Below are 11,953 nucleotides of genomic sequence, written 5' to 3'. Positions count from 1 at the left end.
CCGGTAACCGCCCCTGCGGCGCCGCCGCGTCCGGCCGGGCCATAAGGTTGCCCGGTGGCAAGAGTGCGGTTGGGAGTGGCGGAGCGGCGCGAGGAACTGCTGCGGTCCGCCGTCCGGCAGATCGAGGAGCGCGGCGTGTCCGCGGTACGGATCGCCGACGTGGCGAACGCGCTCGGGGTGAGCAACGCGCTGGTGCTCTACCACTTCTCCACCAAGGAGAAACTGGTCGCCGCCGCGTTCACGTACGCGGCCGAGGACGACCTCGCCCGGCTGCGGAAGCTGCTCGGCCGCCGGACGACGGCGCTGCGGCGGCTGCGGGCCGCCGTGCGGTGGTACGCGCCGACCGGGCAGGCCAAGGGCTGGCGGCTGTGGATCGAGGGCTGGGCGGTGGCGCTGCGCGAGCCCGTGCTGCGGGACGTCACCCGTGACCTGGACCGGCGCTGGAAGGCCGCGCTCACCGAGGTGATCGCCGAGGGTGTGGCCGGGGGCGAGTTCCACTGCCCGGACCCGGCCGGCACGGCGCTGCGCCTCACCGCCCTGCTGGACGGGCTGGCCGTGCAGATGACGGCGTACCCGGGCGCGGTGTCCCGCGCCCGTACCCAGCGGTGGGTGGACGAGGCGCTGGCCCGGGAGCTGGGACTGGAGCACGAGGCGCTGCGGGCGCCGGGCGCCTGAGACGGCGTACCCGGGACGCGTCGGCGTGGCGCTCGGGCCGGTCGCGGCGGCGAGGGGTGGCCGCTGTCGCCCGGCACACCGGTCGAGCGACACCGGCCACCCCTCGGATCTCCGGCCTCCCGCGGTGTTCAGGCCACCGCTTCGATCCACGTCTTGATGTCGCCCGGCGAGAGGCTTCCCTTCGCCACCACCCGGTCGCCCGAGGACTCCCCGCGCAGCCGCCGGCCGATCCACGGCACGAGGTACTCGCGCGCCCACTGGATGTTGTCCCGCCGCACCTCCGACGTGCCGCGCGGCGGCAGCGGGGGCCAGGGCTGGTCCGGGTCCGCGGGCACCTCCAGGCCGAGGACCTGCCCGGCGCGCAGGGCGACCCGGGTGTGCCCCTCGGGCGACAGGTGGAGCCGGTCGCCGTCCCAGGCCCGCCGGTCCTGGATGGTCCTGAGGGACCACAGGTCGAGCACCGGACAGCCGTACCGGTCGGCGATGGCCCGCAGATGCAGGTTGTACGTGGCGATCTTGCCGCGCATGTGCCGGAGCACGGGTACGCCACGGGTGTCGAAGCCGGTGGTCACGAGGACCGTGCCGACGGCCGACGTGAGGTCCGCGACGGCGCGTTCATAGCGTTCGGCGACCTCGTCGGGGTCGGTGCCCGGCCGGATGATGTCGTTGCCGCCCGCGCAGAAGGAGACCAGGTCCGGAGCCAGTTCCCTGGCGCGCCGCAGCTGGTGCGCGACGATCTGGTCGAGCAGCTTCCCGCGGACCGCGAGATTGGTGTACCTGAAGTCGCCCTCGGGCCGCCGGTCCGCGAGCAGCACCGCGAACCTGTCCGCCCATCCGACGTACGCCCCGTCCGGGCCGGGGTCGCCGACGCCCTCGGTGAAGCTGTCCCCCACCGCCACGTACGACCCGATCGGTGATCTGTTGTCGTTCTTCGAATCGTCTGCCACGTCGGCCCATGATTCACCTTCCGGTGTGAGCTACGCGACCGTAGGAAGGGGTTGACGACCGGTGAGAAAAGCCACGCGTCAAGTGTTGGTCAACCCCGGAATAACGGGCGCCTACACGAATCGTGCCGCGGCTCCCGGACACCGGCGTCACGGCATGCCGAAGGCCGGACCCCGGGGATCAGGGGGTCCGGCCTTCGGAACGGACGAGCCGGGCGGTACGGCCCGCGACTGCGGGCCCGGTCTCAGAGGGAGACGCCCTTGGCGCGCAGGTAGGCCAGCGGGTCCACGTCCGAGCCGTAGCCCGCGCCGGTGCGGATCTCGAAGTGCAGGTGCGGACCCGTGACATTGCCCGTCGCGCCGGAGAGGCCGACCTGCTGGCCCCCGGTCACGGTCTGACCGGCCGAGACGGAGAGGGAGGACAGGTGGGCGTACTGGGCGTAGTGGCCGTCGGCGAGCCGGATGACGACCTGGTTGCCGTACGCGCCGCCCCAGCCGGCGGAGACGACCGTGCCGGCGCCGACGGCCTTCAGGGAGGTGCCGGTGGGAACCACGAAGTCGACGCCGGTGTGGTAGCCGCTGGACCACATGCTGCCGGACATCTTGTACGGGGTGCCGACCGTGGGGCTCGCGACCGGCAGCGAGAAGCCGGTGGCGGTCGCGGTGGCCGCCGTCCTGGACGCCGTGGTCGTCGTCTTCTTGCTCGGGGCCGCCTTCTTGTCCGTGTCCGTCTTCCTGTCGGCGGACTGGCCGGACCCGGAGGTGCTGGAGCCGGTGCTCGGGGTGGCGGCGGCCTTGCCGCCGAGCGCGAGCTTCAGACCCGGGTGGATGAGCGACGGGTCACCGCCGATCGAGGTGCGGTTGTCCGCGTACAGCTTCTTCCAGCCGCCGGTGACGTCCTGCGTGTCGGCGATCTTCGACAGGGAGTCGCCCGACCGCACGGCGTACGTCCTGGTCGTGACCTTCTTGGCCTCGCCCTTTCGCGCTTCGGCCTTCTTCTCGGCGGCCGGAGCGGATTCCGGGGCTTTGCCCGCGGCATTCGAGGTACTCGGGACGGAGTCGGCGGCGGACTGCGGAGTCGCCGCGTGCGCTCCGGCCGCGCCGAGGAGCGGCAGGGCCAGTGCGGCGCCCCCGGTTCCGGCGGCGGCTATGGAGCGAGTGAGACGCTGGGCCTTGGGACGGCGGTGCTTACCCTTCGCGGGCATGACGAATTCCTCTCCGGCGCCTGCGAGGTGAGCTGTCGGGTGCGAGCTGGAGATGCCCGGCCGTGCTTGCGCGCGGCTTAACCCCTAGCCGTTCCGGAGACCGGAACAGGCGTCGTACCTGTGGGTCCCCCGCTCCTGCCTCGTACGGGTGAGTGCGGATTCCGGGCGGCGGCAGGATTGGGCGTCCGTCCGGATTGGAGGTGAACGTAAGCGACATGGAGAGGCGGGAACAACCTCTGGGGTTTCCTGTGTGCTCCGTTTTCTTGATCCCAGGTGTGCCTACCCGTCACCGTGTGTGAACCGGGGGACCGCCGCGTCCGCTGCGCCCCAGGAAACAAAGCGGACTTACGCGAGCATGGCGACAGCGGAACGTCACGACTATGACACTGCTCACCACGGCCGCCCCAGGAGCCCTCACCCGAGGGCGAGTTGGAACGAAAGCTCCATTACGGACACAACAGTCACATGCGACGCAGTCGGATAACTGCCGCATCCAGGTCCCCACGCAGCCCCGTCCGCACCCCGTGGTGCAACAGCACCGCACCCCGGTGCACTTCGCCCGTTTCGAGGCATTCGTACGACGCCCTCGCGTCGAGGCCGCGCAGCCTGAGCGGCGGAAGCGGTTCACCGTAGTGCTGCGCCTGGAGCCAGGCCAGGACGACGACCTCCGCGCCACGGACGTACTGCACGGCGCTCAGGCCGCCCTCGGGCGCCCGCAGCCGGTACAGGTCACCACCCTGCACGACGGGCCGGATCTCCTTGTAGAGCTCCACCCAGCCCCGCGCCTCGGCCAGTTCCCCGTCGCTCCACCGGGTCAGGTCGCCGCCGACTCCCAGCACGCCGGTCATCGCGCTGACGAACCGCAGACGCAGCGAGCTGACGCGTCCGTTGAGCTGCGTGTTCGGGCTGTCGGTGACCCAGGCGGCCATCACCCGCGCGGGATGCACCTGGCTGAACCCGTGCTGGATGGCGAGCCGGTCGAGCGGGTCCGTGTTGTCGGATGTCCACACCTGGTCCGTACGGGACATGATTCCGAGGTCGATCCGGCCGCCGCCGCCCGAGCAGGATTCGAAGGCCACTCCCGGATGGGCCGCCCGCAGCCGGTCCAACAGGGCGTACAGAGCGTGCACATGGTCCACCCACAGCCTCTGCGGGTACGCCTCGCCCGGCCAGCCCGCGTCGGTGAAGCAGCGGTTGAAGTCCCACTTCACGTAGTCGATCGGGGCACTGGAGAGCAGCGTGTCGAGCTGGTCCCACAGGTACTCCTGGACGTCCTCGCGGGCGAGGTTCAGGACGAGCTGATTGCGTAGCTCCGTCCTCTTCCGTCCCGGTTGGAACTGCACCCAGTCCGGGTGCGCGCGGTACAGGTCGCTGTCCGCGTTGACCATCTCGGGCTCGACCCAGACACCGAACCGCATCCCGAGCCCGTGCACGTGGTCGCCCAGCGGCTTGAGGCCGCCGGGGAAGCGGTCCGGATTGGGCGTCCAGTCCCCGAGCCCGGCCCGGTCGCTGGTGCGCGCCCCGAACCAGCCGTCGTCGACCACGAACAGCTCGACCCCCATGTCGGCGGCCCGGCGGGCGAGGGCGCGCTGTTGCTCCTCGGAGATGTCGAACTCCGTGGCCTCCCAGGAGTTGTAGAGCACGGGCCGGTATCGGTCCGCGTCCGGGATCACGTACGCGCGCTGGTACGCGTGCCAGGCGCGGCTCGCCCCGCCGAAGCCGCCGTCGCTCCACAGCCCCGCGAAGACCGGGGTGACGAAGCTCTCCCCCGGCTCCAGTCGCAACAGGCCCGAGTCGTCGTACCCGGCGCCGCCGGTGATCTGCACGCGCGCGTCCGGCAGTTGCGCCACCGCGATGCGCCAGGTCCCCGACCAGGCGAGCGCACACCCGTAGACCTCGCCCAGCTCCTCGGTCGCCGTGCCGTCCGCGTCCAGGGCGACCCACGGCAGGTGCTGATGGCCGGTGTGCCCGCGCCGGCTGCCGATGATCTTCTCGCCGTAGGTGAGTTCCGATCGCACCAGCCGGGACTCGGCCGCCCACCGTCCGTGCAGCTGGGACAGCCGCCACCCGTCGCGGAGCGGCAGCGTCCAGGTAGCGGAGTCGGCGCGCAGCACCTCCAGGGCGGGTCCTTCGTTGGCGAGGGTCACCCATCGCTCCACCACGTCGGACCCGGCCCGCATCCGGTAGTGCAGCGTGATGTTGAGCCCCGAGTCGGAGAACCGCAGCCGCAGCTCGCCCCCACCGGTTCCGCCGGCTCCGCCCCTTGCGTCGGCTCCGTCGGTCTCGTACCCCTCGAAGCGCCACTCGGTGCCGCGCCGGTCGGGCGTCCGCACGGACAGGGCGGGCCGCACGAAGCGGGGGCCGCCCTCGACCGGGTACTCCTCGTGACCGTCGAGGGTCGCCTCGAACGGCCAGTACTCCGGGCCGGGACCCGCCGCGAGCGCCTCGGCGTCGGCAAGGGCGATCCGCGGGCCCCAGTGCAGATGCAGCAGCTCGTCCTCGCCATCGAGCCGCAGGCCGTAGCTGCTCGTGGGTCCCGACAGAAGCCACGTACGACCGTCTGCGCCGATCTCTACCATCAAGCCCTCACATATTCGAACAGGCACGCTCAAGCCCCAACATCATCAGGGCCGACCCGCCCTTCGGGCAACGCCTGTGGACAACTCATTGGCCTACGAACCGATGTCGTATCGTCGGACACGCACCTCGTCGACGAGCCGCGTCGGCAGCGGATGGAGGGAGCCCCCGTGACGCAGCAGGTCCCGTCGACCGAGCCCGAACTGGCCGGCGTGCGCAACTTCCGCGACGTGGGCGGCCTGCCGACGACGGACGGCCGGCGGGTGGCGTACGGGCGGCTGTTCCGCAGCGGTCACCTCGCGCACGCGACGGCGTCGGACGCCGCGTTCCTCGCTTCCCTGGGCCTGCACACGATCTTCGACTTCCGCAACGCGGCGGACATGAAGCTCGAGGGCGCCGACGTCGAACTGCCCGGCGTGCGGAACGTGAACCTCCCGCTGACCGACCCGGCGGACGGCGCCGAGTTCTGGAAGATGGTCCGCAGCGGGGACCTGGACCAGCTGCGCGAACTGCTCGCCGACGGCCGGGCGGCGAACCGCATGATCACGTCCTACCGCACGATCATCAGGGAGCGCACGAGCGAGCACCGGCAGGTGCTGCACGCGCTGGCCGAGGACAGCGTCCCGGCCCTGATGCACTGCGCGGCGGGCAAGGACCGGGCCGGCCTCTCCGTCGCGGTGACGCTGCTGGCCCTCGGCGTCGAGCGGGACGCCGTCCTGACGGACTACCTGGAGTCGAACGCGACGCACCGCCGCTACAAGGTCCGCCGCGCCGGTTCCGCCGCCTCCGCGTACACACCCGAGGTGATGGAGCTGCTCAGCCCGCTCTTCGACGCACGCGCCGAGTACCTGGCGGCGGCGTTCCGGACGATCGAGGAGACGTGGGGCGGGGTCGACGCGTACCTGGAGCAGGCGCTCGGCGTGACCCCCGCGATACGCGAGCGGCTGCGCGACCGGTTCCTCGACTGACCCCATCGGAGGCCGGGCTACTGGTTCTGCGCTCCGAGGGTGAACAGCAGGTAGATGAAGGCGGCGAAGACGTGCCCGACCGCCACGTAGATGATGAGCCGGACCCACAGCGCGCGCGGGAACTTCTCCTCCAGGTCCTTCATGAGCCGTCTCCTTGATGCGTCGCCGGGGTCGTGGGGATCGTCGTCGAGGTCGTCGCCGGTCCGAGACACAGCGCGGTCGTCGGACTCTGCAGCAGGGTGTGCACGAAGAGGAGCTCGGCCCCGTCCCGGTCCGCGGCGGCGATCCGGTGGGGGGTCAGCGAGTCGAAGTGCGCGCTGTCGCCGGGCGCGAGGACGTGTGCGGTGTCCCCGAGGCGCAGCCGCAGCCGCCCCTGGAGGACGTACAGCCACTCCTCGCCGGGGTGGACCCGCACGATGTCGCCCTGCGCCCCGTAGGGGACGTGCACCCGCAGGGACTGCATACCGCGTCCGGCCGCACCGGCCCGCCAGTACGTCCAGCCGCCCGCCTGCGTGGGCTCCATGTCGGCGGAGCGCACGACCGCGTCCCGCTCGGTGACCGTCTCACCGAGCAGGTCCGACACGGTGGTCGCATAGATACGGGCCAGCGCGAGCAGCATGGGCAGCGAGGGCTGCCGCTGCCCGGTCTCGAGCCGGGAGAGATGGGCGGGCGAGAGCCCGGCGGCGCGGGCCGCGGACTCCAGGGTGAGCGAGGCGCGGCGCCGCAGCGCGCGCAGTCGGGGGGCGACGGCGGGCAGCCGGCCCCCGGCCGCCACCGGCTCGGAAGGGCTCGTACCCTTGGCAGGGCTCATGTGTTCCATTGAGCCGCAGCTTTGCCTCCGGGGCAAATTCCTTGCCCCGGAGGCAAAAGGCCGTGATCCGGTACGCCCTACCTGTTGGCGACCGCCTGCTTGACCAGTGTCTTCCCGAAGTCCCACATCAGTCCGCCCCCGCTGTGCGCGTCGTCCATCACGGCGGTGAAGGCGCCCACGAACCGGTCCACGTCCTGTTCGTCGATCACCAGTGGCGGGATCAGCTTGATCACCTCCAGGTGGTCGCCGGAGACCTGGGTGAGGATGCGGTGCCGCTGCAGCAGCGGCACGACCACCATCTGCGCGAACAGCCCCTTGCGCGCGGTCTGCAGCATCGTCCACCGGCCGCGCAGCTTCAGGGAGGTGGGGCGGCCGAACTCGATGCCGATCATCAGCCCACGGCCGCGGACGTCGCTGAGCAGCTCGTACGTGTCGACGAGGGCGGTGAGGCGGGTCCGCAGGAGCTCGCCCGTGGCGCGGGCGTTCGCCACGATCTGCTCGTTCTCCATGACCGACAGCACGGCGAGGCCGGCCGCCATGGCCTGCGCGTTGGAGCCGAAGCTCGCGGAGTGCACGAGGACGCGGTCCATGGAGGAGTAGACCTTCTTGAAGATCCAGTCCCTGCCGAGGGTCGCGCCCACGGGCACATAGCCGCCGGACAGGGCCTTCGCCACACAGACCAGGTCCGGCTCGACGCCGTCCTCGTGCTGGTAGGCGTAGAAGTCCCCGGTCCGGCCGAGCCCGGTCTGTACCTCGTCCACGATGAGCAGCGCCCGGTGCCCGCGCAGCAGCTCCTGGGCCGCGCGCAGGTAGCCGGGCGGCGACTCGTGCACGCCCTTGCCCTGGATCGGTTCGACGATCAGTGCGGCGACATCGCCCTTGCGCAGCTCGGCCGCCAGGGCGTCGAGGTCGCCGAGCGGGACCGCCGTGTCGGGCAGCAGCGGGGCGAAGCCGTCCCGGAAGCCGTCCTCGCCGTTCACGGACAGGGACCCGGTGGTCAGGCCGTGGAAGGAGTGCGCGCAGTACAGCACGCGCGGCTTCCCGGTGGCGTACCGGGCGAACTTCAGCGCGGTCTCGACGGCCTCCGTGCCACTGTTGCCGAAGAACACCCGGTCCAGGTGCGGGCTGTGGGCGAGCAGCCTCTCCGCCAGCAGCCCGGGCAGCGGCTGGCAGTCGAAGCGGGTGAGGTCCGCGAGCCCGGCGTCGAGGACGTCGTGCAGCGCCTTGCGGACGACGGGGTGGTGGCGGCCGAGGCCCATCACCCCGAATCCGGCGAGCATGTCCAGGTGGTCGTTGCCGTCAGCGTCCCAGAAGTGGGCGCCCTCGGCCCGCTCGTAGACCTTGTCGAAGCCGATGGTGTGCAGCATGCGCGGGAGCTGGTGGTTCAGGTACTTCGCGTGCAGCTCGTAGCGCTCGGCCCCGCGTTCGGCGAGGAGGCGGGCGAGGTCGAACTCCTGGGGGTCGCTGGTCGTCATTCCTGTTTCTCCTTGGACGCGTGCTTCTTCGCGGCCGGTTTCCCGGCGGCCCCCCGCTTCCCGTTGCCGCCCGCCGACCCGTCGGTCCTGCGTCCGGCGGCGCCCTGCCCGTCGGCCGGCGCCTTCCGCGCCCGCTTCGTGGCGGCCCGTCCGCCGGGAGCCCGCGCCACGTCAACGAGGCCGGCCTCCGCGGCAGCCGGGCGGGCGTCCCGGCCGGCGTCCCGTACGGTCAGGCTCGCGCTGATGCGGCCCGCGATCTCGACCGGGGTCAGACCGATGTCGGCCAGCACCTCGCCCCGCTTGGCGTGCGCGAGGAACTGCTCGGGGATGCCGAACCGGCGTACGGGGACGTCGACCTCGGCGTCACCGAGGGCGAGTGCGACGGCCGCCCCCACCCCGGCGGCCCGGCTGTTGTCCTCGACCACCGCGACCATGCGGTGTCCGGCGGCGAGCCCGGGCAGCGCGGGATCGACGGGCTTGACCCAGCGCGGGTCCACCACCGTGCAGCCGATGCCCCGGGCCTCCAGGAGCTCGGCCGCGTGCAGGCACACCGGTGCCATCACGCCGACGGCGACGAGGAGCACGTCGGACCGTTCGCCGCGGTGCAGCACGTCGACGCCGCCCGCCCGGTCGACCGCCGGGATGTCGGGGCCCACCGACTCCTTGGGGAAGCGGAGCACGGTCGGCGCGTCGTCCACGGCGACCGCCTCACGCAGCTGGGCGCGCAACTGGCCGGCGTCGCGCGGGGCGGCGATCCTGAGCCCCGGCACGACCTGGAGGACGGACATGTCCCACATACCGTTGTGCGACGCCCCGTCGACTCCGGTCACCCCGGCGCGGTCCAGCACGAACGTCACTCCGCAGCGGTGCAGCGCGACATCCATGAGGAGCTGGTCGAAGGCCCGGTTGAGGAAGGTCGCGTACACGGCGACGACCGGATGCAGCCCGCCGGTCGCGAGCCCGGCCGCGGACACCGCGGCGTGCTGCTCGGCGATACCGACGTCCCACACCCGGTCGGGGAACCTCTCGGCGAACTTCGCGAGGCCCACCGGGTGCAGCATGGCCGCCGTGATGGCGACGACGTCCGCGCGTTCCTCGCCGACGCGCACGATCTCGTCGCCGAACACGGAGGTCCAGGAGGGCCCGTTGGAGGGCGCGAGCGGCTCGCAGGTGAGCGGGTCCATCACGCCGACCGTGTGGAAGTGGTCCTCCTTGTGCGCGAGCGCCGGCTCGTAGCCGCGCCCCTTCTCGGTCAGGCAGTGGACGAGCACGGGTCCGTGGAAGCGTTTCGCGCGCCGCAGGGCCGACTCGACCGCGCCCACGTCGTGCCCGTCGATCGGCCCGACGTACTTCAACCCCAGGTCCTCGAACATGCCCTGCGGCGCGAACGCGTCCTTGAAGCCCTTCTTGGCGCCGTGCAGCGACTCGTAGAGGGTGCCGCCGACGACGGGCATGCTCAGCAGGACGTCCTTGCCCCAGGCCAGGACCTTCTCGTAGCCGTCGGTGGTCCGCAGGGTCGCCAGATGGTTGGCGAGCCCGCCGATGGTCGGCGAGTACGAGCGTTCGTTGTCGTTGACGACGATGATCAGCGGCCGGTCCTTGGCGGCGGCGATGTTGTTCAGCGCCTCCCAGGCCATGCCGCCGGTGAGCGCGCCGTCGCCGACGACCGCGACGACGTGCCCCTTCTCCCCCTGCACCTGGCGGGCCTTGGCGAGCCCGTCGGCCCAGCCGAGCGCGGTGGACGCGTGGCTGTTCTCGATGACGTCGTGCTCGGACTCCTCCCGCGAGGGGTAGCCGGAGAGGCCGCCCTTGCCGCGCAGCTTGGAAAAGTCCTGACGACCCGTCAGAAGCTTGTGCACATAGCTCTGATGGCCGGTGTCCCACAGGATGCGGTCGACCGGGGACTCGAAGACCCGGTGGAGCGCGATGGACAGTTCCACCACTCCCAGGTTGGGTCCCAGATGCCCCCCGGTCCTGGCGACGGCGTGCACCAGGAACTCCCGGATCTCTTCGGCCACTCGGCCTATCTCGGCCTCGGACAGCGCCTTCAGGTCGCGTGGTCCCCGGATGGTCTCCAGAATCGTCACGCTCGGCCCCCTCTCGGTCCGTGTGTAGCTACCTCACAGTGACGGTGGGTTTCCCCGGCGCTGTGACCTGCGGCTCGCCCGATGCGACGCCGTCCGCCTCCATCTGCTCGGCGATCTTCATCGCCTCGTCGATGAGGGTCTCCACGATCTTCGACTCGGGGACCGTCCTGATGACCTCGCCCCTGACGAAGATCTGGCCCTTGCCGTTGCCGGAGGCGACCCCCAGGTCCGCCTCCCGCGCCTCTCCCGGCCCGTTGACGACGCAGCCCATGACCGCGACGCGCAGGGGCACCTCCATGCCGTCCAGACCCGCCGTGACCTCGTCGGCGAGCTTGTAGACGTCCACCTGGGCCCGCCCGCAGGAGGGACACGAGACGATCTCCAGCCGTCGCTGCCGCAGCCCCAGCGATTCCAGGATCTGGATGCCGACCTTGCACTCCTCGGCGGGCGGCGCGCTCAGGGACACGCGGATGGTGTCGCCGATGCCCTCGCCGAGCAGCGCCCCGAAGGCGACCGCCGACTTGATGGTCCCCTGGAAGGCGGGCCCCGCCTCGGTCACCCCGAGGTGCAGCGGGTAGTCGCACCGGGCGGCCAGCTCCCGGTAGGCGTTGACCATGACCACGGGGTCGTTGTGCTTGACCGAGATCTTGATGTCCCGGAAGTCGTGCTCCTCGAAGAGCGACGCCTCCCAGAGCGCCGACTCGACCAGGGCCTCCGGTGTCGCCCTCCCGTACTTCTGGAGCAGCCGCCGGTCCAGCGAGCCGGCGTTGACCCCGATGCGGATCGGGGTGCCGTGGTCCTTCGCGGCCCGCGCGATCTCGCGGACCTTGTCGTCGAACTGCTTGATGTTGCCGGGGTTCACCCGTACCGCCGCGCAGCCCGCCTCGATCGCGGCGAACACGTACTTCGGCTGGAAGTGGATGTCCGCGATCACCGGGATCTGTGACTTGCGGGCGATGGTGGCCAGCGCGTCCGCGTCGTCCTGCGTGGGGCAGGCGACGCGGACGATCTCGCAGCCGGACGCGGTGAGTTCGGCGATCTGCTGCAGCGTGGCGCCGATGTCCGACGTCCGGGTCGTCGTCATCGACTGCACCGACACGGGTGCCCCGCCCCCGACCGCCACCGGTCCGACCTGGATCCGCCGCGAGACGCGGCGCTCCGCTATCGGCCGGACCGGCACCTCGGGGACGCCGAGGGAGACGGCGGTCATG

10 protein-coding genes and 1 riboswitch are annotated in these 11,953 nt (G+C 71.6%); of the genes, 2 read left to right on the top strand and 8 right to left on the bottom strand.

The window, feature by feature from the left end; translation table 11 throughout:
* Nucleotides 1-54: 54 nt before the first annotated feature.
* Nucleotides 55-675, top strand: a complete 621-nt coding sequence (locus tag ACFYXC_RS07045) for a TetR/AcrR family transcriptional regulator (RefSeq protein WP_389547850.1) — start codon at nt 55-57, stop codon at nt 673-675.
* A 128-nt stretch (nt 676-803) separates the two neighbouring features.
* Here ACFYXC_RS07045 and ACFYXC_RS07040 read toward each other — a convergent pair whose 3' ends face one another.
* The 3 genes from ACFYXC_RS07040 to ACFYXC_RS07030 form a co-directional block, all read right to left on the bottom strand.
* Entirely contained in the window at nt 804-1,622 is an 819-nt protein-coding gene (locus ACFYXC_RS07040) for an SGNH/GDSL hydrolase family protein (RefSeq protein ID WP_389547847.1), read from the bottom strand.
* Between the two features lie 242 nt (nt 1,623-1,864).
* Nucleotides 1,865-2,824, bottom strand: coding sequence for a peptidoglycan DD-metalloendopeptidase family protein (locus tag ACFYXC_RS07035; protein WP_389547844.1), 960 nt, complete (start codon nt 2,822-2,824; stop codon nt 1,865-1,867).
* A gap of 4 nt (nt 2,825-2,828) precedes the next feature.
* A riboswitch (cyclic di-AMP (ydaO/yuaA leader) is annotated at nt 2,829-2,985 on the bottom strand.
* Nucleotides 2,986-3,285: 300 nt separating this feature from the next.
* Complete coding sequence (locus ACFYXC_RS07030) at nt 3,286-5,403, bottom strand: alpha-galactosidase (protein WP_389548414.1); 2,118 nt, start codon at nt 5,401-5,403, stop codon at nt 3,286-3,288.
* Between the two features lie 168 nt (nt 5,404-5,571).
* On the opposite strand from ACFYXC_RS07030, the gene ACFYXC_RS07025 reads away from it, so the two are divergent.
* Nucleotides 5,572-6,369, top strand: coding sequence for a tyrosine-protein phosphatase (locus tag ACFYXC_RS07025; RefSeq protein WP_389547841.1), 798 nt, complete (start codon nt 5,572-5,574; stop codon nt 6,367-6,369).
* 17 nt (nt 6,370-6,386) lie between these two features.
* Here ACFYXC_RS07025 and ACFYXC_RS07020 read toward each other — a convergent pair whose 3' ends face one another.
* From ACFYXC_RS07020 to ispG, 5 genes are all read right to left on the bottom strand, one after another.
* On the bottom strand, nt 6,387-6,512 hold the full coding sequence (locus ACFYXC_RS07020; RefSeq protein WP_149511185.1) for a DUF6126 family protein: 126 nt from the start codon (nt 6,510-6,512) through the stop codon (nt 6,387-6,389).
* Nucleotides 6,509-7,180, bottom strand: a complete 672-nt coding sequence (locus tag ACFYXC_RS07015; RefSeq protein WP_389547837.1) for a helix-turn-helix domain-containing protein — start codon at nt 7,178-7,180, stop codon at nt 6,509-6,511. The genes ACFYXC_RS07020 and ACFYXC_RS07015 overlap by 4 nt, the downstream gene beginning before the upstream one ends.
* A gap of 77 nt (nt 7,181-7,257) precedes the next feature.
* Nucleotides 7,258-8,655 (bottom strand): aspartate aminotransferase family protein, encoded by a 1,398-nt coding sequence (locus tag ACFYXC_RS07010; RefSeq protein ID WP_389547835.1) that lies wholly within the window; start codon nt 8,653-8,655, stop codon nt 7,258-7,260.
* Nucleotides 8,652-10,742, bottom strand: coding sequence for a 1-deoxy-D-xylulose-5-phosphate synthase (gene dxs / locus ACFYXC_RS07005; RefSeq protein ID WP_389547833.1), 2,091 nt, complete (start codon nt 10,740-10,742; stop codon nt 8,652-8,654). Before dxs ends, ACFYXC_RS07010 begins: the two co-directional genes overlap by 4 nt.
* Nucleotides 10,743-10,770: 28 nt before the next feature.
* Nucleotides 10,771-11,952, bottom strand: a complete 1,182-nt coding sequence (ispG, locus tag ACFYXC_RS07000; RefSeq protein WP_388905187.1) for a flavodoxin-dependent (E)-4-hydroxy-3-methylbut-2-enyl-diphosphate synthase — start codon at nt 11,950-11,952, stop codon at nt 10,771-10,773.
* Nucleotide 11,953 lies beyond the last annotated feature (1 nt).

The organism is Streptomyces sp. NPDC002701 (genome assembly GCF_042889045.1).
Lineage (GTDB): Bacteria > Actinomycetota > Actinomycetes > Streptomycetales > Streptomycetaceae > Streptomyces.
This window is presented reverse-complemented; position numbering and strand designations above follow the sequence as displayed.

Coding starts and splice junctions, on each gene's coding strand:
- ACFYXC_RS07035 (WP_389547844.1), bottom strand. CDS start 2,824: ATGCCCGCGAAGGGTAAGCACCGCCGTCCCAAGGCCCAGCGTCTCACT.
- ispG (WP_388905187.1), bottom strand. CDS start 11,952: ATGACCGCCGTCTCCCTCGGCGTCCCCGAGGTGCCGGTCCGGCCGATA.
- ACFYXC_RS07015 (WP_389547837.1), bottom strand. CDS start 7,180: ATGAGCCCTGCCAAGGGTACGAGCCCTTCCGAGCCGGTGGCGGCCGGG.
- ACFYXC_RS07010 (WP_389547835.1), bottom strand. CDS start 8,655: ATGACGACCAGCGACCCCCAGGAGTTCGACCTCGCCCGCCTCCTCGCC.
- ACFYXC_RS07020 (WP_149511185.1), bottom strand. CDS start 6,512: ATGAAGGACCTGGAGGAGAAGTTCCCGCGCGCGCTGTGGGTCCGGCTC.
- ACFYXC_RS07030 (WP_389548414.1), bottom strand. CDS start 5,403: ATGGTAGAGATCGGCGCAGACGGTCGTACGTGGCTTCTGTCGGGACCC.